General features: G+C 68.1%; 20 protein-coding genes. 10 read left to right on the top strand and 10 right to left on the bottom strand.

Annotated features, from left to right (window positions below):
* Positions 1–137 precede the first annotated feature (137 nt).
* The 3 genes from BW991_RS15990 to BW991_RS16000 all read left to right on the top strand — a co-directional run bounded on the left by BW991_RS15990 (position 138) and on the right by BW991_RS16000 (position 1693).
* On the top strand, positions 138–707 hold the full coding sequence (locus BW991_RS15990; protein ID WP_076603108.1) for a carbonic anhydrase: 570 nt from the start codon (positions 138–140) through the stop codon (positions 705–707).
* A gap of 151 nt (positions 708–858) precedes the next feature.
* On the top strand, positions 859–1299 hold the full coding sequence (locus BW991_RS15995) for an Hsp20/alpha crystallin family protein (RefSeq protein WP_076603109.1): 441 nt from the start codon (positions 859–861) through the stop codon (positions 1297–1299).
* A gap of 13 nt (positions 1300–1312) precedes the next feature.
* Positions 1313–1693, top strand: a complete 381-nt coding sequence (locus BW991_RS16000; RefSeq protein ID WP_076603110.1) for an Hsp20/alpha crystallin family protein — start codon at positions 1313–1315, stop codon at positions 1691–1693.
* A 106-nt stretch (positions 1694–1799) separates the two neighbouring features.
* Here BW991_RS16000 and BW991_RS16005 read toward each other — a convergent pair whose 3' ends face one another.
* The 7 genes from BW991_RS16005 to BW991_RS16035 all read right to left on the bottom strand — a co-directional run bounded on the left by BW991_RS16005 (position 1800) and on the right by BW991_RS16035 (position 9101).
* Positions 1800–2051 (bottom strand): acyl carrier protein, encoded by a 252-nt coding sequence (locus BW991_RS16005; protein WP_076603111.1) that lies wholly within the window; start codon positions 2049–2051, stop codon positions 1800–1802.
* A gap of 43 nt (positions 2052–2094) precedes the next feature.
* Positions 2095–3267 carry a dihydrolipoamide acetyltransferase family protein gene (locus tag BW991_RS16010; RefSeq protein WP_076603112.1) on the bottom strand — a complete coding sequence of 391 codons (1173 nt, stop codon included), beginning with the start codon at positions 3265–3267 and terminating at the stop codon, positions 2095–2097.
* A complete protein-coding gene (locus BW991_RS16015; RefSeq protein WP_076603113.1) occupies positions 3260–4243 on the bottom strand; it encodes an alpha-ketoacid dehydrogenase subunit beta in 984 nt (327 codons plus the stop codon). Before BW991_RS16015 ends, BW991_RS16010 begins: the two co-directional genes overlap by 8 nt.
* A complete protein-coding gene (pdhA, locus tag BW991_RS16020; protein WP_076603114.1) occupies positions 4240–5250 on the bottom strand; it encodes a pyruvate dehydrogenase (acetyl-transferring) E1 component subunit alpha in 1011 nt (336 codons plus the stop codon). The genes BW991_RS16015 and pdhA overlap by 4 nt, the downstream gene beginning before the upstream one ends.
* Positions 5247–7013: an acetate--CoA ligase gene (acsA, locus tag BW991_RS16025; protein WP_076603115.1), complete on the bottom strand. Its 1767-nt coding sequence runs from the start codon at positions 7011–7013 to the stop codon at positions 5247–5249. Before acsA ends, pdhA begins: the two co-directional genes overlap by 4 nt.
* Positions 7014–7046: 33 nt before the next feature.
* Positions 7047–8477, bottom strand: a complete 1431-nt coding sequence (locus BW991_RS16030) for an RtcB family protein (protein WP_076603116.1) — start codon at positions 8475–8477, stop codon at positions 7047–7049.
* Positions 8478–8675: 198 nt separating this feature from the next.
* A complete protein-coding gene (locus BW991_RS16035; protein ID WP_076603117.1) occupies positions 8676–9101 on the bottom strand; it encodes an archease in 426 nt (141 codons plus the stop codon).
* Positions 9102–9265: 164 nt separating this feature from the next.
* Here BW991_RS16035 and BW991_RS16040 point away from each other — a divergent pair, with 164 nt between their 5' ends.
* Both BW991_RS16040 and BW991_RS16045 read left to right on the top strand, forming a co-directional pair.
* Positions 9266–9913 carry a hypothetical protein gene (locus BW991_RS16040; RefSeq protein ID WP_076603118.1) on the top strand — a complete coding sequence of 216 codons (648 nt, stop codon included), beginning with the start codon at positions 9266–9268 and terminating at the stop codon, positions 9911–9913.
* Between the two features lie 59 nt (positions 9914–9972).
* Positions 9973–12759, top strand: a complete 2787-nt coding sequence (locus BW991_RS16045) for an AMP-binding protein (RefSeq protein ID WP_076603119.1) — start codon at positions 9973–9975, stop codon at positions 12757–12759.
* On the opposite strand, the gene BW991_RS16050 is transcribed toward BW991_RS16045, so the two are convergent.
* Positions 12760–13659: a LysR family transcriptional regulator gene (locus BW991_RS16050; protein WP_076603120.1), complete on the bottom strand. Its 900-nt coding sequence runs from the start codon at positions 13657–13659 to the stop codon at positions 12760–12762.
* A 142-nt stretch (positions 13660–13801) separates the two neighbouring features.
* On the opposite strand from BW991_RS16050, the gene BW991_RS16055 reads away from it, so the two are divergent.
* Together BW991_RS16055 and fghA are read left to right on the top strand one after the other, a co-directional pair.
* Entirely contained in the window at positions 13802–14917 is a 1116-nt protein-coding gene (locus BW991_RS16055; RefSeq protein WP_076603121.1) for an S-(hydroxymethyl)glutathione dehydrogenase/class III alcohol dehydrogenase, read from the top strand.
* Between the two features lie 22 nt (positions 14918–14939).
* The gene (gene fghA / locus BW991_RS16060; protein ID WP_076603122.1) at positions 14940–15785 is read left to right on the top strand and encodes an S-formylglutathione hydrolase; all 846 of its coding nucleotides are present in this window, start codon (positions 14940–14942) and stop codon (positions 15783–15785) included.
* A 177-nt stretch (positions 15786–15962) separates the two neighbouring features.
* On the opposite strand, the gene BW991_RS16065 is transcribed toward fghA, so the two are convergent.
* Positions 15963–17039: an ornithine cyclodeaminase gene (locus tag BW991_RS16065; RefSeq protein ID WP_076603123.1), complete on the bottom strand. Its 1077-nt coding sequence runs from the start codon at positions 17037–17039 to the stop codon at positions 15963–15965.
* A 149-nt stretch (positions 17040–17188) separates the two neighbouring features.
* Here BW991_RS16065 and BW991_RS16070 point away from each other — a divergent pair, with 149 nt between their 5' ends.
* The 3 genes from BW991_RS16070 to BW991_RS16080 all read left to right on the top strand — a co-directional run bounded on the left by BW991_RS16070 (position 17189) and on the right by BW991_RS16080 (position 18838).
* A complete protein-coding gene (locus tag BW991_RS16070) occupies positions 17189–17620 on the top strand; it encodes an Lrp/AsnC family transcriptional regulator (protein WP_076603124.1) in 432 nt (143 codons plus the stop codon).
* Positions 17621–17746: 126 nt separating this feature from the next.
* The gene (gene hutC, locus BW991_RS16075; RefSeq protein WP_076603125.1) at positions 17747–18460 is read left to right on the top strand and encodes a histidine utilization transcriptional repressor HutC; all 714 of its coding nucleotides are present in this window, start codon (positions 17747–17749) and stop codon (positions 18458–18460) included.
* Positions 18461–18607: 147 nt separating this feature from the next.
* The gene (locus tag BW991_RS16080) at positions 18608–18838 is read left to right on the top strand and encodes a hypothetical protein (RefSeq protein ID WP_244551725.1); all 231 of its coding nucleotides are present in this window, start codon (positions 18608–18610) and stop codon (positions 18836–18838) included.
* A gap of 89 nt (positions 18839–18927) precedes the next feature.
* Here BW991_RS16080 and BW991_RS16085 read toward each other — a convergent pair whose 3' ends face one another.
* Positions 18928–19347 carry a VOC family protein gene (locus BW991_RS16085; RefSeq protein WP_076603126.1) on the bottom strand — a complete coding sequence of 140 codons (420 nt, stop codon included), beginning with the start codon at positions 19345–19347 and terminating at the stop codon, positions 18928–18930.
* Positions 19348–19761: the final 414 nt, after the last annotated feature.

The raw sequence follows: 19761 nt of genomic DNA on the forward strand, positions 1-19761 counted from the left end.
TAACAAGCCTTTTGCATCAATGAATTGGCGATATTCCCCAATCCACATTAAATATTTTTAATGCATATTGCAGAAGTTTGCTGCGGTATACCATTTCGCCCGCCTCCATCCAAACTCCATCAAAAGAACGTCGAACAATGGACACTCACGACCACTGCAACTGCAAGCACGCCCCGGGCGAAAATCACTCCGGTGCCCGTCGCAACTTTCTCACGCGCGCCACGCTCGCTGCCGGCGTCGCCCTGCTGGGAACCGTCTCGGAGAGCCGCCCCGCGCTCGCCGGCGGCCACACCGACATCCTGCTGCTCACCTGCATGGACTTCCGCCTGATGGACAGCGTCGAGCAATACATGGCGAACCGCGGCCTCACGCACAAGTACGATCACATCGTGCTGGCGGGCGCCTCGCTCGGCGCCCTGACCGACAAGTACCCCGCGTGGAACCGCACCTTCTGGGATCACCTCGCCGTCGCGATCGAACTCCATGCCGTGCAGAAGGTCGTCGTCATGGACCACCGCGACTGCGGCGCCTACAAGGCGATCCTCGGCGAAGACCTGGCGCCGGATCCCATGCGCGAAGCCACGGTACACCGCGACCACCTCGAACGCCTCGCCGCCGCCATCAAGGACAAGCATCCCGGCCTCGGCGTCGAGACCCTGCTGATGGCGCTGGATGGCTCGGTCGAGACGCTCGGCAACTTCGCCTGACCTGCTCCCGGGGAGCCGCGACGCGGCTTCCCTCCTCCTTCCTCCGCATATGCGTCGCGGCATGTGGACTTGAAGTCCTGCCGACCGCCTCTATATCCGGAGACATGGGTGTTGCAGGCGAGCGCCCGTCCCTGTCCGAAGGAGGATCATGATGTTCTACCGATCAGTGTTTCCCCGCGACCTGCTGTCCGAACTCGATCGTCTTCAGCGCGAGATGCAGCAGTCGTACGAGTTCTCCCCCAGCATCCGCGGTCTCGCGCGCGGCGGTTTTCCCGCGATGAACGTCGGCAACACGCCGCATTCCGTCGAGATCTACGCCTTTGCGCCCGGCATCGACCCCGCGGCGATCGACGTGCAGCTCGAAAAGGGCGTGCTGACGATCGCCGGCGAACGCGCAAGCCTGATGCCGCCCAAGGAAGCCAATGCCACGGTGCATATCGACGAGCGCTTCTCCGGACGTTTCCGCCGCGTCGTGACCCTGTCCGACGACGCCGACCCCAACGGCGTGAGCGCGAAGTACCGCGATGGCGTACTGCACGTCAGCGTCCAGCGCCGGCAGGCCGCCCAGCCGCGTCGCATCAGCATCGAGTGAGGAGGAACCGGACATGAGCGACAACACCAACGTCACCCGCAAACCCGAAGCCCCGGCCAGCGACATGGCACTACTGCCGCCCGTCGACGTCATCGAGGATGCGGGCGGGATCACCCTGTACGCCGACCTGCCGGGCGTGCCGAAGGACAAGCTGAACCTGCAGATCGAAGGCGACACGCTGACGATCGAGGGCGAGGTCAGCCTCGATGTGCCCGAGGGCATGGAATCGTCCCATGCCGAAGTGAACCTGCCGCGCTACCGCCGCATGTTCACGCTGTCGAAGGAACTCGATGCGAACAAGGTCTCGGCCGAGTTCAACCAGGGCGCACTGAAGCTGCGCATCCCGAAGGCCGAACATGCGCAGCCGCGCAAGATCGAAATCGCCGTGACGTAAGGCGGCTCCCGCGAAGGCTTCCCCCCACGAAGGCTTCCCCACGCAACGCCGGCCCGTCCCGGGCGAGCAATCGCCCGGCTCCGGCCGGCGTCATGTCGGGACGGCGCTAACCGAGCTTCGCGCGCAGGTAGTCGAGCAGGTTCCCCAGCGTCACGAGGCGGCCATAGTCCGCCTCGGGGATGCTCACCTTCAACTGTTCGCTGATCCCGATCAGGAAGTTGAGCCAGTCCATCGAATCGAGGTCGACCTGCTGGCGCAGCGGGCGGTCGTCGCGCAGCTCGTCCGCCTCGACCTCGGGCGCGATGCTGCGCAGGATCGCGATCACGTTCGCGCGCAGTTGCGGATATTTCTCTGCCATCGCTTTCCCCTTTTTCTACCCTTTTCGCTTTCGTCCTTCGCGCTCACAGTTCCTCGGGCCGCTGCAGGCGCTCGCGCAGTTCGGCGAGGAAGAGCGCCCCGCGGTGCCCGTCCGAAACGCGGTGATCGGCGGCGAGGCTCGCCACGACGGTCGGCATCGCGACCACGGCGCCAACCTCGACCCACGGGCGCGCCGCGATACGGCCGAAGCCGACGAGCGCGACCTGCGGCGGGTAGATCACGCCCATCACCGCTTCGACGCCCTGCTCGCCGAGGTTGGTCACGGTGATCGTCGGATCCGACATCTCCGAGCTGCGCAGCGAGCCCGCGCGCGTGCGCTTCACGAGATCGGCAAGCTCGCGCATCAGCTGGTCGAGCGGCTTGCTGCCGACGTCGTGCAGCGCGGGCGCGATCAGCCCGCCCTGGCGCAGCGAGATCGCGACACCGATATGCGCGGCCTGCACCGGCTCGAAGCGGCCGTCGCGGAAGAAGCCGTTCATGTCCGGAAACTGCGCAAGTGCCGCCGCAACCGCCTTCAACTGCACGACCGCCATCAGGAGGCGCTCGGTGATCGGCCGCCCCTCGTTGATCTGCGCGAGCCACTTCTGCGCACGCGCCATCGGGATCGTCTCGGACAGGTAATAGTGCGGGATCTCGCGCTTCGAGCGGCTCATCGCCGCAGCGATCGCTCGACGCATCTCCGCGTTCCTGTCGGCCGCGGGATGCGCAGCCGGCGTAGCTTCGGTGGGCGTCGGCGCTCCGGGCTGCGCCGCGGCCTCGATGTCGGCAAGCGTCACGGCACCGCCCGGACCGGTGCCCTCGAGCCGGGCGACATCCACCCCGAGCGCCTCGGCTCGCTTGCGTGCCGCCGGCGAGATGCGCAGGCGCGCGCCTTCCGCGACCGCGGCGCCGGGTACGGAGGGGGTTCGTGCGATGGCTTGTTTCGCCGCTCGCGCGGCCCCCTTCGGCGGCGCCTCTTCACCCGGTTCGAGCAGCGTCGCCATCACCGTGCCGACGGGAATCTGCTCCCCCGGCGCGATGAGCAGCTCATGCACGACGCCGTCCTGCCAGATCTCGACGTCGACCGCTGCCTTCGAAGTGTCGACGATCGCGACGACCTGTCCCTTGCTCACCGCGTCGCCGGTTTTCACCTTCCACTCGATGAGCTTACCCTCGTCCATGTCGGCGCCGAGCGAGGGCAACGTGAAGTCAAACATTCAGCACCTCCCTGACCGCCGCGACGATCTTCGCCGCCTGCGGCAGCGCGGCGTCCTCCATGTGCTTCGCGTAGGGGATAGGCACCTCCTCGCTGCACACGCGCAGCGGCGGCGCATCGAGGTCGTAGAAGCAGCGCTCGACGATGCGCGCCATCACCTCCGCGGCGAGGCTGCCGCTGCGCCAGCCTTCGTCGACGATCACGGCGCGGTGCGTGCGGCTCACGGACTCGGCGATGGTCGCCGTATCGAGCGGACGCAGCACGCGCAGATCGACGACCTCGACGTCGATGCCGTCGCGCGCGAGTTCGGCCGCGGCGTCGAGCGCCTTCGGCAGGCTGCCGCCGTAGGTGATCAGGCTCAGCTGGCTGCCGGGCCGGCGGATCGCCGCGTGCTCGATGTCGCACGCCCAGTCCTCATTTGGCTCATCTCGCAGATCATCTTCCATGTTGTAGAGCTGGGCATGCTCGAAGATCACGACCGGGTCGGGATCGGCGAGCGCGGGGCCCAACATGCCGCGCGCGTCGGCGATCGTTGCCGGCGCGAGCACGCGGATCCCCGGGATGTGGGCGTACCAGTTCTCGAGGCTGTGCGAATGCTGCGCCGCGAGCTGGCGTCCCGCGCCGGTCGCCATGCGGATCACCAAGGGCACCGACACCTGGCCGCCCGACATGTGGCGCAACAGCGCCGCGCTGTTCACGATCTGGTCGAGCGCGAGCAGGCTGAAATTCACCGTCATCACCTCGACGATCGGCCGCATGCCGCCCAGCGCCGCGCCGATGCCGGCGCCGACGAAACCCAGCTCGGAGAGCGGCGTGTCGCGGATGCGCTCCGGTCCGAACTCGTCGTAGAAACCCTTGGACACCGCATAGGTGCCGCCGTAGCGCCCCACGTCCTCGCCCATCAGGAACACACGCGGGTCATTGGCGAGCGCCTCGTGCAGCGCCTGGCGCATCGCCTCGCGGTAGCTGATCCTCATCGCATCGCTCCCGGTGTCGTGACGTCGCGCAGCAGGTCCTCGACCGGCTCCCACGGCGCCGCCTCGGCGAACGCGACTGCCGCGGCGACCTCCGCCTCTGCTTCCGCGTCGAGTTCGAGGAAGCCGTCCTCGGTCAGCTCGCCCGCGGCCTTCAACTGCGCCGAAAAACTATGGATCGGCCCGCGCTTCTTCCATTCCTCGACCTCGGCCTTGCCCCGGTACAGCTCGGGATCGAACATCGAGTGGGCGCGGAAGCGGAAGGTCCGGAACTCGACGAAGAAGGGTCCGCCCTCCCCGCGCACCTGCTGCGCGGCGCGGCGCGTCCCCTCATGCACCGCCAGCACGTCCATGCCGTCCACCTTCAGCGTCGGCACCTTGTAGCTCGCGGCCTTCACGCACAGCTCCGTCTGCGATTCCGAACGGTCCAGCGCCGTGCCCATCGCATACAGGTTGTTCTCGCACAGGAAGAGCACCGGCAAGCGCCACAGCGCGGCGAGGTTCATGCCTTCGTGGAACGCACCCTCGGCGACCGCTCCCTCGCCGAAGAAGCACGCCGTCAGGCGGCGGATGCCCAACATCCTGTCTGCGAGCGCGAGCCCCACCGCCAGCGGCAAGCCGCCGCCGACGATCGCATTGCCGCCGTAGAACCGTCGCGCGACGTCGAAGAGGTGCATCGAGCCGCCGCGTCCGCGCGAGCAGCCGGCCGCCTTGCCGAACATCTCGGCCATGATCGCGTCCATCGGCACGCCGCGCAGCAGCGCATGGCCGTGCTCGCGGTAGGTCGCGACGACGTTGTCGTCCGCGTCGAGGGCGTGCATAGCGCCGGTCGCGCAAGCCTCCTCGCCGATGTACAGATGCAGGAAGCCGCGGATCTTCTGCGCGCCGTAGAGCTCCGCGCACTTTTCCTCCATGCGGCGGATGCGCAGCATGTCCGCGAGCAGCTGATGTGTGAACGGCCGCTCGGACATCCCGCTCCCGGCCTTCGCCTTGCGTCCGGTGGCGTTCATGCGCCGGCCTCCAGTGTCGAGGTGTCGCCTTCGGGCAACCCCAGCTCGCGCGCCTTCAGCAGCCGGCGCATGATCTTGCCGCTGCGCGTGCGCGGCAGCGTCGTGGCGAAGTCGATCTCCTTCGGCGCGACGGCGGCGCCGAGTTTCCTGCGCGCGTGGGCGAGCAACTCCATGCGCAACGCCTCGCTCGGCTCGAATCCCTTCTTCAGCGACACGAAGGCCTTCACGACCTCGCCGACCATCTCGTCCGGCTTGCCGATCACGCCGGCTTCCGCAACCGCCGGATGCTCCATCAGCGCGCTCTCGACCTCGAAGGGGCCGATCAGGTGGCCGGCGGACTTGATCACATCATCCTTGCGTCCGACGAACCAGAAGTAGCCGTCGGCGTCGCGCCGCGCGAGGTCTCCGGTCAGGTACCACACGCCCGAGAAGCACTTGCGGTAGCGCTCCTCGTTGTTCAGGTAACCGCGCAGCATCGACGGCCAGCCGCGCAGCAGCGCGAGTTCGCCTTCGACGTCGGGCTCCTCTATGACCTCGACGAGGCCGTCCTTGCCCTCGCGCACGATCGCGGCCTCGACGCCGGGCAGCGGGCGGCCCATCGAGCCGGGCTTGATGTCCAGCGCCGGCACGTTGGCGATCATGATCCCGCCCGTCTCGGTCTGCCACCAGTTGTCGTGGATCGGCAGGCCCAGCACCTCCTTGCCCCACCACACGGCTTCGGGATTGAGCGGCTCGCCGACGCTCGCGACGAAGCGCAGCTGCGGGAACGTGAAGCGCTTCGCCAGCTCCGGACCGGCCTTCATCAGCATGCGGATCGCGGTCGGCGCGGTGTACCAGACGGTGACCTTCTGCTCGTGCAGGATGCGGTACCAGCGCTCGGCGTCGAAGTCGCCTTCGTCGACGATCGAGGTCACGCCGTGCAGCAGCGGCGCGATGATGCCGTAGGACGTGCCGGTGACCCAGCCCGGGTCGGCGGTGCACCAGAACACGTCGTCCGGGTGCAGGTCGAGCGCGTAGAGGCCGGTCGCCCAGTGCGTCGCGACCGCGCCATGCACGTGCATCGCGCCCTTCGGCGCACCCGTCGTTCCGCTCGTGAAATGCAGCAGCGCGAGCTCGTCGGGCCGCGTCGGCACGGTCGGGAAGTCATCCGAGGCCGCGGCCATCAGGCGCCCGAGGTCGTGCGTGCCTTCAACGTCGGTCGGGGAGCCGTCCTCCGACACGAGCAGCACGTGGCGCAGCGTCGTCAGCTCGCCGCGGATCTTCGCAACCTTGCGCTGGTACAGCGACTCGGTCGTCACCAGCACCGCGCCCTGGCCGAGGTTGAGGCGCGTGGCGATCGGCTCGGGCCCAAAGGCGGAGAACAGCGGCGATACCGCGCAGCCGGCGCGCAGGCCGCCGAGCACCGCGGCATAGAGTTCGGGGATGCGCCCGGTGAGCACGAACACGCGCTCGCCGCGCACGACATCGAGCCCGCGCAGCACGTTGGCGAATCGCGCCGTGAGTGCCGCGAGATCGCCGTAACTGAGGTCGCGCACCGTTCCATTCTGGCCGAGGAAGCGGAACGCCAGATGATCGCGCAACCGCCCGCCGGCATGGCGCACGACCGTCTCGTAGGCGATGTTCAGCGCCCCGCCGGGCAGGCCCGCGAGCGCCTCGTGCGCGATTTCCCAGTTGAAGCCGCGGCGGGCCGCCGCGTAGTCGACGAGGTTCGGCCGGGTTCGAAACTCCGCTGCCGTCTTGCGGATGATCGAGGTTCGTTCCATCGCTCCCTCCTCCGTTGCGTACGGATGTGCTTTTCAACCCTTGATGCAGACCAGCGGTGTCAGCCGCGCCACCTTGATCGCCAGCCCCGCCCGGTCGGCCGCCTCGACGACTGCGCCGACATCCTTGTAGGCGAGCGGCGCCTCCTCGGCGACGCCGCGGAAGCTCGGGCTGCGGATCAGGATGCCGCGCGCGGCCAATTCGTCGACGACATTGCGCCCGTGCCAGCGGCGCAGCGCCTCGTTTCGGCTCATCGCGCGGCCCGCGCCGTGGCAGGCCGAGCCGAAGGCCCGCTCCTCGGTGCCGGCGGCGCCGGCGAGGATCCACGACGCCGTGCCCATGCTGCCGCCGATCAGCACCGGCTGGCCGGCGTCACGGTACTCGCGCGGCAGCTCCGCGTGGCCCGGGCCGAAGGCGCGCGTCGCGCCCTTGCGATGCACGAAGAGCCGCCGCCGCTCGTCGCCGACGCGGTGCATCTCTTCCTTGCAGGTGTTGTGCGACACGTCGTACAGCACCGTCAGGCGCACGTGCGGAAAGACCTCGGCGAAGGCCGCGCGCGCTAGATGCGTGAGGATCTGCCGGTTCGCCAGCGCGCAGTTGATCCCGGCGCGCATCGCGCCGAGGTAGCACTGGCCGAGCGTCGACTTCAGGGGCGCACAGGCCAGCTCGCGATCCGGCAGCGCAATGCCGGCGGCGGGCGCGGCGATCACCATCTCGCGCAGGTAGTCCGTGCCGATCTGGTGCCCGAGGCCGCGCGAACCGCAGTGTATGCTCACGACGACGTCGCCCCTGGCCAGTCCGAATGCCTTCGCGGCCGCCGCATCGAACACCTCGTCGACCACCTGCACTTCGAGGTAGTGGTTGCCCGAGCCGAGCGTGCCCATCTCGTCGCGCTGGCGCTTCTTCGCCATGTCCGATACCGCGCGCGGGTCGGCACCGGCGACGCAGCCCGACTCCTCGATGTGCGCGAGGTCGGCCTCGCTGCCATAGCCTTGCTTCACCGCCCAGCGCGCGCCGCCCTTGAGCATCGCGTCCGTCTCCGGGCCGGACAGGCGCAGGGTGCCGGTGCTGCCGACGCCGGCCGGGATGCGCGCGTACAGCACATCGGCGAGGCGCTTCTTGTGCGCCTCGACGTCGGCCAGCTTGAGTCCCGTGTGCAGCGTGCGCACACCGCAGGAGATGTCGAAGCCGACGCCGCCCGCCGACACGACGCCGCCCTCGTCCGCATCGAAGGCCGCGACCCCGCCGATCGGGAAACCGTAGCCCCAATGCGCGTCGGGCATCGCATAGGAGGCCGCGACGATGCCCGGCAGGCTCGCGACATTCGCGACCTGTTCGGCGACCTTGTCGTCCATCGCCTCCATCAGCTCGCGCGACGCGAAGATCACGCCGGGCACGCGCATGCGCCCGGTGGCGGGCAGCTCCCATTCGTACGGGCCGCGTTGGCGGAATTTCCGCAGTTCCATCGTCTGCCTCCTGCCGCTCGCGTACCGCCGTCAAGGACCGCGCTTGCCCGATTCGGAGCCCCCGGTTCCAGACCGGGCCCGTCGTCGCACCGCCCCGCCAGACGTCAGCGCGCCCCGATCGCGCATGCCTGAGCGTCGCGCGACGCTGCACTGCGTGCGTCTGTCATGTCCAGCATAGCCAAAACCGGCCGGCATGGCTCACACATCGACCACACACTGTGCGATCCAGACGCCGTCGGCACAGTGCTCGACCCGCAGTTCGCAGAACGATGCCCCCTTCACCTCGGTCGCCGGCTGGTGGCGGGCGACCTCCACCGGCTCGCCCCAAGCCGTCGCCACAAGGCGGCAACCGCCCACATCCGACTCGACGGTCAGCTCGAAGCGCGAGAACAGCATGCGGCTCGTGGCCATGTGGAACACCAGCGCGTTAAGCCAATCGACCAGCAGGAGCTCGCGATCGGGCGCCGCGCATGCGATGCCGACCGGATCGCGCGGCACGACGGCGGCCGGATCGCAGATCACCGCGGTCATCGCCGTCGCCGCACCGGCGAAGGCCTCCGCGAGTGTATCGCCCGTACCGCACACACCGACGTCGGCTTCGTGCTCGAAGGTCCGCCACGCCATTCCGCCGCCCTCCCGATCATGCGCCGCACCGCTCCGGGCGGGCGCCCCTCCTATGATATTTTAGTAACTGGCAAGAGCGCACGTTCGCGCTGCGCTAATATCGGCGGCGAATCCAGCCGCAGGCCGCCGAACCGCTTGCCGCAGACCATCAGGAGAGAGACCCCATGCGCATCCGCTTCCCCTGGCATCTCCTTGCCGCCGCCGCGACTGGCCTGGTCGTTGCGGCGTGCGGCCTTGCGCCGACCGTCGAACCCGACGCCAAGGCGGAACATTTCCCCTACCAGGGCGGCGACGTGGCGGCTGCACAACGCGGCGCGGACTGCGAGCTCGCGCTGCGCGGCACGCTGACGCCAGCCGCCGTGTCCGCGCTGAGACTGGCGAGCGACGCGCTCGCGAAGCTTTCGTGCCGCGGCAGGACCGTGGTCCTCGATCTCGGCGACGGCAGCGTTGGTGCAGCGATCACGGTCGGCTCAATGCTGCGCAACCGCGGCTTCGACACCCGCATCGCCGCCGGCAGCACCTGCCGCACCCTGTGCCTGCTGGTGTTTGCCGCAGGCACCCAACGCGAGATCGCCCCTGATGCGCGGCTCGGCTTCACGCAAATCCCGCCCGACGAGGACTTCGGCCGCGCGAATTGCGAGACCGAACTCGACAACCGCCAGATGCTCAACCTGGCGCGCTACCTGCGCGCGATGCTGCCCGGCCTGACCGCCGACTACATGCTGCAGCAGATCCGCGCGACCGACTGCCGCGGCGTGCGCGAGCTGCCGGCGAGCGACGCCGTCACGGCAGGACTCGCGACCAGAGGCTAAAAAGGGGGGAGGACCCGGCCCGTGCGCGCCGCGACGGGCATCGCGGTCGGAACCTCGCCATGCATCGAAACCGCCCGGCAATCGACGCCACCGAGGTGCTCGGGATCGTGCGCGGGCTCGTCAGCGAGCTGCGCCCCGGCAAGCCGCCGGAAGCCGGACTCGACAGCCACCTCGAACGCGACCTCGGACTCGACAGCCTCGCGCGCGTCGAGCTGCTCGCGCGCATCGAGCGCGCCGCGCGCGCGCGCCTGCCGGAAGACACCCTCGCCACGGCGGAAACCCCGCGCCAGCTCTTTGCCGCACTGCGCGCAGCACGCCCGGAAGCGACCACGTCCGCGCCGGAGATCGCCGTCACGCCCGACACCGGACGCATCGAGGCGCCGACCGGCGCGTCCACGCTCGTCGAGGTGCTGCTCTGGCACGCGGAGCGTTCGCCCGAGCATGTGCACATCCGCCTGCTGCACGACGACGCCGAGGTCGGCACGCTCACGCACCACGAACTGCTGCGGGGGGCACAGCGCGTCGCCGCCGGGCTGCAGCAGCGCGGCATCGCGCCGGGCGACGCCGTGGCGATCATGCTGCCGACCTCGCTGGAATTCTTCACGAGCTTCTTCGGCGCCCTGCTCGCGGGCGGCGTGCCGGTGCCGATGTACCCGCCCACGCGCCCCTCCCAGCTCGAGGATCACCTGCACCGCCAGTCCGGCATCCTGGAGAGCTGCCGCGCGCCGGTGCTGATCACCGACGCGCAGGTGCAGCCGGTCGCCCGCCTGATCTCCACACCCTCGGGAAGCCTCAGGTACACCGTCACCGCACGCGAGCTCTCCGCCGGCAGCGACAGTCCCGCAGCCGCGGCGCCGCGGGCGGAAGACCTCGCGCTGCTGCAATACACTTCGGGCAGCACCGGCAACCCCAAGGGCGTTATGCTCACGCACGCCAACCTGCTCGCCAACATCCGCGCATGGAGCCGCAGCGTCGCCATCACGGCGGCGGACGTCACGGTGAGCTGGCTGCCGCTATACCACGACATGGGCCTGATCGCCGCCTGGCTGGGCAGCCTGTACAACGGCTGCCCGCTGGTGCTGATGTCGCCGCTGGATTTCCTGTCACGACCGGTGCGCTGGCTGCGCGCCCTGCACCGCTACCGCGGCACGCTCTCGGCCGCGCCGAACTTCGCCTACGAACTCGTGCTGAAGCACGTCGAGGAACGCGAACTCGCCGGCCTGGACCTCTCGCACTGGCGCATCGCCGCGAACGGCGCCGAGCCGGTGAACCCGGACACGCTGGAACACTTCGCCGAACGCCTCGCGCCCTACGGCCTGCACCGCGAAACGATGACCCCCGCCTACGGCCTCGCCGAAAACGCGGTCGGTCTTGCCGTGCCGCCCCCCGGACGTGGCCCGCGCATCGACCGCGTCGCACGCGAAGCCTTCTCCCGCACCGAGGCCGTCCGTGCCGCCACCGGGGACGCGAGCGCGATCCGCTTCGTCGGCTGCGGCCAGCCGCTGCCCGGCCACGAAGTACGCATCGTCGGACCGAACGGCGACGAGCTCCCCGACCGCCGCGTCGGCCGCATCGAATTCCGCGGCCCCTCGGCCACCGCCGGCTACCTGCGCAATCCCGAGGAGACGCGCAATCTGCTGCGCGGCGACTGGCTGGACACCGGCGACCTCGGCTACCTCGCCGAGGGCGAGCTCTTCGTCACCGGTCGCGTCAAGGACATGATCATCCGCGGCGGGCGCAACCTGTACCCCTACGAGCTGGAAGATGCCATCGGAGCCCTGCCGGGCGTGCGCCGCGGCTGCGTCGCGGTGTTCGGGGTCGCCGATCCCGCGACGGCGAGCGAGCGCCTCGTCGCCGTCGTCGAGACCCGCAGCGGCGACGATGCCGAACGCCGGCGGCTCGAACATGCGGTCGGCAACCTGGCGGTCGACCTGCTCGGCGTGCCGCTCGACGAGGTCGTGCTCGCACCGCCGCACAGCGTATTGAAGACCTCCAGCGGCAAGATCCGCCGCGCCGCGACGCGCGAGCTGTACCAGAGCGGCGTGCTCGGCCGCCAGCACAGCGTGCGCATGCAGATGCTGCGGCTCGCCGCGCTTGCCGCCAGCCGCAACGCGACCCAGGCGCTGCAACGCACGGGCGCCACGCTGTGGGCCGCCTGGGCGTGGACGGCGCTCGTGCTGCTCGCGATCCCCGTCTGGCTCGCCGTCGCAGGGCTGCGCCGCCCCGCCTTCGGCTGGCACATCGGCCGCGGCGGCGCACACCTGCTGGCCGCCCTGATCGGTGTCCGCATCGACGTCACGGGACTGGCGAACCTTCCCGCATCCGCCCCCTGCATCGTCGTCGCGAACCACGCGAGCTACCTCGACGGCCTGATCGCCGCGGCGGCGCTGCCCCGCCCCTTCGTCTTCGTCGCCAAGCGCGAGCTCCTCGACAACGCGATCGCGCGCCGCTTCCTGCAGGGTCTGGGAACGGAGTTCATCGAACGTTTCACGGTGCAGGACAGCGCGGACGCCGCGAAGCGGCTCGCCGAACGCGCACGGCTGGGCGCCGCGCTGTTCTACTTTCCCGAAGGCACCTTCGTGCGGCGACCCGGCCTGCAGGAGTTCCGTCTCGGCGCCTTCCTCGCCGCATGCGAGGCCGACCTCCCCGTCGTCCCGGTCACGATCCGCGGCACGCGCGCGGTGCTGCCCGACGAGACCTGGCGGCCGCGCCGCGGCCCCGTCACGGTGACGATCGGCCGCCCCATCCTGCCACGGGGGAAGGACTGGAATGCGGCCCTCGCGCTACGGGACGCTGCGCGCGGGGAGATCCTCGCCCACTGCGGGGAGCCCGACGCAACGCTCTGATCAACCTACCACCTCCGAATATTCCGGGCACCTCGCAAGCCCGCCCTTGAGCGCCTCGACGAGCAGGCGCACCTTGGGCAGCGGATGGCGGCGCTGCGGCGATACCGCCCACACGGCAGTATTCGGCGGCCGGTTGGCGTCGAGCAGCGGCACCAGCTCGCCGCGCCGGAACGGCCCGAGCACGTAGTAATCGGGCAACTGGCACAGGCCGAAGCCGCGCAGCGCGGCGTCGAGCACCGCGTAGCCGCTGTTGCAGCGCCAGTTGCCGCTCGGCCTGAACGGATACTCGCGGCCATCGAGCTGGAACATCCACGTGTCGCTGGTACCGAGCAGGCAGTTGTGGCGCGCAAGTTCGGAGAGCGTGTGCGGCCGGCCGTAGCGTTCGAGATAGGACGGCGCTGCGCACAGATACATCGTGCGCGGGGCGATGCGCGTCGCAACGAGGCTGGAGTCGCTCAGGCGGCCCAACCGGATCGCGAGATCGTAGCCCTCGTGCACCAGGTCGACGTTGCGGTTCGTCAGCTCGATCTCGACCTTCAGCCGCGCATGCTGCGCCATGAAGTCGTTCACCAGCGGCACGATGAAGCGCTCGCCGTAAGCTACCGCCGTGCTCATGCGCAACAGGCCGGCCGGCGCGCTCTGCAGGTCGCTGATCGCGAGGAAGGCCTCGTCGCGCTCCTCCACGAGGCGCTGGCAGCGCGCGAGGAAGACCTGTCCCGCCTCGGTGAGCGACACGCGCCGCGTCGTGCGGTAGAAAAGCCGCGCCTGCAGCCGGTCCTCCAGGCGCGCAACCTGCCGGCTCACGTGCGACGGCGACACCCGCAGATGCTCCGCGGCACGGTAGAAGCTGCCGTGCTCGGCCACGGCGAGGAATTCGTCCAGCCCTTCCCAACGATACATGCCCGACACCCCGACGGCGCTCCTCGGATCCAGCGATTATTGCTCGCAGGCAACAGTATATTGCCGCCCTGTCGATTATCCGCCCTTCCGCATCAATTAGACTCCCTCACCTACCCTCGACAACAACAGAGAGAGCCTCGCCATGACCATCAAGTCGCGCGCCGCCGTCGCCTTCGGGCCCAAGCAGCCTTTGCAGATCGTCGAAGTGGACGTCGAGCCGCCGAAGAAGGGCGAGGTGCTGGTGCGCATCGTCGCGACCGGCGTGTGCCACACGGATGCATTCACGCTCTCCGGCGACGACCCGGAAGGCATCTTCCCCGCGATCCTCGGCCACGAGGGCGGCGGCATCGTCGAGGCGATCGGTGAAGGCGTGACCTCGCTCGCAGTCGGCGACCACGTGATCCCGCTGTACACGGCCGAGTGCCGCGAGTGTAAGTTCTGCAAGTCGGGCAAGACCAACCTGTGCCAGGCGGTGCGCGCGACCCAGGGCAAGGGCCTGATGCCCGACGGCACCACGCGCTTCTCCTACCAGGGCCAGCCGATCTACCACTACATGGGCACCTCGACCTTCTCCGAATACACGGTGGTGCCGGAAATCTCGCTGGCGAAGATCCCCAAGGACGCCCCGCTCGAGAAGGTGTGCCTGCTCGGCTGCGGCGTCACGACCGGCATCGGCGCGGTGCTCAACACCGCCAAGGTCGAGGAAGGCGCCACCGTTGCCATCTTCGGCCTCGGCGGCATTGGCCTCGCGGCGATCATCGGCGCGAAGATGGCCAAGGCCTCGCGCATCATCGGCGTGGACATCAATGCCGACAAGTTCGAGATCGCGAAGCAGCTCGGCGCGACCGACTTCGTCAATCCGACCGAGCACGACAAGCCGATCCAGGACGTGATCGTCGCGATGACCGACGGCGGCGTGGACTACTCCTTCGAGTGCGTCGGCAACGTCAAGCTGATGCGCGCCGCGCTCGAGTGCTGCCACAAGGGCTGGGGCGAATCGACGATCATCGGCGTCGCCGGCGCGGGCCAGGAGATCAGCACCCGCCCCTTCCAGCTCGTCACCGGCCGGGTGTGGCGCGGCAGCGCGTTCGGCGGCGTGCGCGGCCGCACGGAACTGCCGAGCTACGTGCAGAAGGCGCAGAAGGGCGAGATCCCGCTCGACACCTTCATCACGCACAACCTGCCGCTCGCGGAGATCAACCAGGCCTTCGACCTGATGCACGAAGGCAAGAGCATCCGCACGGTGATCCACTTCTGATACCGCGCAGGAGGAGAAAGCCGTGCCCTTCGAAAACCTCTCGTGCCAGAAGAGCTTCGGCGGCTGGCTCAAACGCTACCGCCACCGTTCGCGCACGCTCGACTGCGACATGACTTTCGCGGTCTACCTGCCGCCGCAGGCCGAACTCGGCGGCAGGCTGCCGGTGCTGTACTGGCTGTCGGGGCTCACCTGCACCGACGAGAACTTCATGCAGAAGGCCGGCGCGCAGCGCGTCGCGGCCGAACTGGGGCTCGTCCTCGTCGCCCCCGACACCAGCCCGCGCGGGCCCGACGTGCCGGGGGACCCCGACGGTGCGTGGGACTTCGGCCACGGCGCCGGCTTCTACCTCAACGCAACGCAGGCGCCGTGGGCGCGGCAATATCGCATGCACGACTACGTCGTCGAGGAATTGCCGGCGCTCGTCGAGGCCAGCTTCCCGGTGTCGGACGCGCGCGGCATCAGCGGCCACTCTATGGGCGGGCACGGCGCGCTCGTCTGCGCGCTGCGCAACCCCGGCCGCTACCGCTCGGTGTCGGCGTTCGCGCCGATCGCCAACCCGATGAACTGCCCGTGGGGCGAAAAGGCCTTCTCGCGCTACCTCGGCGAGGAGCGCACGCGCTGGCGCGAATGGGACGCGACCATGCTGATCGCCGATGCGCAGGAAAAGCTGCCGATCCTCGTCGACCAGGGCGACCGCGACGACTTCCTCAACACCCAGCTCAAGCCCGAGGCCCTCGAAACCGCAGCCCGCGCCGCCGGCCACCCGCTGACGCTGCGGCTCCAACCCGGCTACGACCACAGCTATTACTTCATCGCGAGCTTCATCGAGGATCATTTGCGCCACCACGCGGCGGCGCTCGGCACTTAGCAGCTTGATGCAGAACTCGGTGAACGAACCAGGAAGCGAATTGTCATAGAGGTGCGCCCGAAACCCATGTCATGACAGCGATGCGCGCCCAATTCGATCCCCAGTCCGCAATGTTCCTTCTCTGCGGCCGGGAAGAAAAGTGCGGGAGCCCACCGCGGACGGCGGGCCCCGCGCGACTCAGGCGACCTGCAGCTCGCGAACCGCAGCGCGCGGGGCCGCACTCGCCGGCACGCTGCCGAACAGATTCTTCGGGTCGGCGAGATCGGGGATCAGCGAAATCTCTTCCTCGACACCCAGCTCGATCGCTAGGTCGCGCATGAAGCGCAGCGCGGAAAAGTCCTCCAGCGCGAAGCCGACCGAGTCGAACACCGTGACTTCGCTCGCTGCCTGACGGCCCGGAACCTTGCCGGCGAGCACGTTCCACAGCTCCGTCACCTCGAAGTCCGCCGGCATCTGCTGCATGTCGCCCTCGATGCGCGACTGCGGCTCGAATTCGCAGAACACGCGGCCCATGCGCAGCACATCCGCGTGCAGTTCGGTCTTGCCCGGGCAGTCGCCGCCAACGCCGTTGATGTGCATGCCCGGCTCGATCATGTCGGGCGTGAGAATGGTCGCGTTGGTCTTGTCGGCCGTCACGGTAGTGACGATGTCGCAGCCCTTCACGGCCTCCTTGGTGCTGGCGAAGCGCTTCGCGGACAGACCCATGCGCTCGAGGTTACGCATCAGCTTGTTGGTCGCCGCGGCATCGACGTCGAACAGGTGGAACTCGGTGACGCCCAACAGGTGGTGGAAGGCCAGCGCCTGGAATTCGCTCTGCGCGCCGTTGCCGATCAGCGCCATGCGCTTGCTGTCCGGGCGGGCCAGCGCGCGGGCGGCAAGCGCGGAAGTCGCAGCGGTGCGCAGCGCGGTGGTCAGCGTCAGCTCGCTGACCAGGGTCGGGGCGCCGGTATCGACATCGGCAAGCACGCCGAAGGCCATCACGGTACTCAGGCCGAAACGATGATTTTTGGGATGGCCATTCACGTACTTGAAGGAGTACAGCGAATCGTCCGAGATCGGCATCAGCTCGATCACGCCGTCGTCGGAATGATTGGCGACGCGGGCGGTCTTCTCGAAATCGTTCCAGCGCAGGAAGTCCGCGCGGATGTAGTCGGCCATACCCGCCAGACAATTCGCGAAACCCTTCGCGGCGACGAGCTCGGCAGCGCGCTCGGCGCTCAGGAAGCGGGTGGGGATGCGGTTGCTGGTTTTCATGGTCTCGTTCCTCTTTGGTGTGCTGCTTGGTGTCTTGCGATTCTGTGAGGACATGATCAACCAGTTCCGCGTCAATCAAAATATCAAGAACTGTGCTACTTTGCTAAAAACCTGATCATTTCGATAACTATTTCTGCCATATCGACAAAATGGACACCCTCGACCAGCAGCTGATCAGCCTCCTGCGTAACGACGCGCGGATGAGCGTCGCAAACCTCGCGCACAAGCTGAAGGTGTCGCGCGGCACCGTCACCAACCGCATCACGAAGCTCGAGAACGACGGCATCATCGTCGGCTACACGGTCAAGCTCAGGCCCGATTCGCAGCCGAACGAGATCCGCGCGTGGATGAGCATCGTCGTCGCCGGCAACGAAACGCGCTCGGTGATCGCGAGCCTGCTGGGCGAACCGGGCGTCGCATCCCTGCACGACACCAACGGGCGCTGGGACCTGCTCGCGGAGTTGCGCGCGGAGAACCTCACGGAACTGTCGAACGTCCTCGAACGCATCCGCCTGATCCGCAGCATCCAGCACACCGAGACGAGCATCCATCTCGCGAGCTACCGCGGCGAAAACTCCTGAGCGATCACACCGGCTCCGATCGCCCGCCGCTCGAGCCGTGCGGGGCTCTTTCACCCATATCGCATGCCCCTCGCACATTGCCGGCTGTATCATGACGGAATCGCGTTACCCTCAGAAGGAACGGCCGTGGCCAGCCCTGCCCCCCGCTACCGCCAGATCGAGGAATTCCTGCTCGAAAAGATTCGCAGCGGCGCCTATCCGGTCCACCACCAGATTCCGCCGGAAGAACAGCTCGCCCGCGACTTCCGCGTCAGCCGCATGACCGCCAACAAGGCGATCCGCGACCTCGTGCAGGGCGGCTACCTCGTCCGCCAACCGGGCCTCGGTACCTTCGTCACCGACCGCAAGGCCGAATCATCGCTCCACGAAGCCCTCAACATCGCCGCCGAAGTCCGTGGCCGCGGCAACGATTACAGCAACACGGTGCTCTGCTGCGAAGCCCTCGAGGCCGACGACGAGGTCGCCTTGCGTCTCGGCATACGCCTCGGCACGCGCATCTTCCATACCGTGATCGTGCACCGCGAGAACGACATCCCGATCCAGCTCGAGGAGCGCTTCGTCAACCCGAAGTGGGTACCCGACTATCTCGAAACCGACTTCTCGCGCCACACGCCGAACGAAGCCCTTGCCGCCGCCTGCCTGATCTCCGACGTCGAGCACGTCGTCGAAGCAGTCTTCCTCGACGCGCAGACCGCAACCGCACTCGACACAACCACCACCACCCCCTGCCTGCTGACGATCCGCCGCACCTGGTCCGACGAACACCTCATCAGCTACGCACGGCTGACTCATCCGGGTGACCGCTACAAACTCCGCTCATCGATGCGAAACCGGCCTTGACTGCCCTCCATGGCGGACGTCCGCTGGCAGCGGCCGATCCCGAACCGCCCCTGAGTTCATCGCCCCTGAGTTCGCGGCCCTGAAGCTGATCGCAAGCGCCCCCAGTCGATCGCACACGCCCCACCCCCTCTCGTACGATCCTCCTCCGTGTTCCGCAAGCTCCATCCTCAGTACGGCCTCGCGACACTGCAACCGCTCTTCCCGCACGGCTATGCCGAACCGCAGCGCAGCCCGCGCCTGCCCCAGCGCTTCGCCGAAATCATGGGCGGGCGCACACCCATCGACGATACCCACGCGGAGATTCCCGCATCCCTGTCCGACACCGTCATCGGCGAGCAAACGGCCACCGAAATCGCACTCCGGCCACCGACGCACTGACACGCAGCACGAATCCCTACGCAATCGCGCCGCTCCGACGGCCGCCGCGATCTCCGTCTCACGCGGCAGCTCGCGCCTGCGGCGCGCGATTACTCCTCGGGCATCGCCATCACCATCCACGAGACCCCGAAGCGGTCCGTGAGCATTCCGAAGCGCGGCGACCAGAAGGTCTTCTCCAGCGGCATTTGTACTTGCCCCCCCTCAGCCAGCGCCCCGAACACGCGCTCGACCTCCCCCACGTCTGACAGACTCGCTGTCAACGCAAAGCCCTGAAAACCGGGCTGCCCCGTGCACGGGCCATCCGACACCATCACCTGCGTGTCGCCAAAACTCAGGTTTGCGTGCATTACCTTCTCTTCGAATCCTGGCGGCAAGGTGCCCGGCGGCGGCGGATCCGGACTTTCGCGGAATCGCATCAACATCGTCACCTCCGCGCCGAGCACCTCGCGATAGAACGCAATCGCCTCATCGCAACGGCCGTCGAAGAACAGATAGGGCTGAACTTGCATCTCACACCTCCTTTGGTACAGGGCGGGCCTGCGCTGCAGGCGACTGCCGCATCACGCTCGACAGATCGCCTTCCGCAGCGACAACAGAGCCCGGAAGGCGACGCTCGATCTCGGCCGATACCCCCATCGGAAGTCACGGCACCTTGCGTTATATGCATCACAACGGCAAACGGCCACAACGAATCTGTGACAGTTCTCGCGTCGTGGCGTGCGTCAGGCCATCCAGCCAGGAAATCAAGTCAGCGCAAGATACGTTGCAATGCGACAGGAAGACCGCGGTCGGCTTACGGCGAGAAACGTCCCTTTTGCCGGGGGCACGGCACGACACGGTCGGGAGCGGCGGTAGACGCAAAAAAGCCGCTGATCCTGAGTAGGAAGAGCGGCTTTTTTGGGAGTAGGTAGTCTGACGATGAC

The sequence above is a fragment of the Aromatoleum tolulyticum genome (genome assembly GCF_900156155.1).
GTDB classification, from domain to species: Bacteria; Pseudomonadota; Gammaproteobacteria; order Burkholderiales; family Rhodocyclaceae; genus Aromatoleum; species Aromatoleum tolulyticum.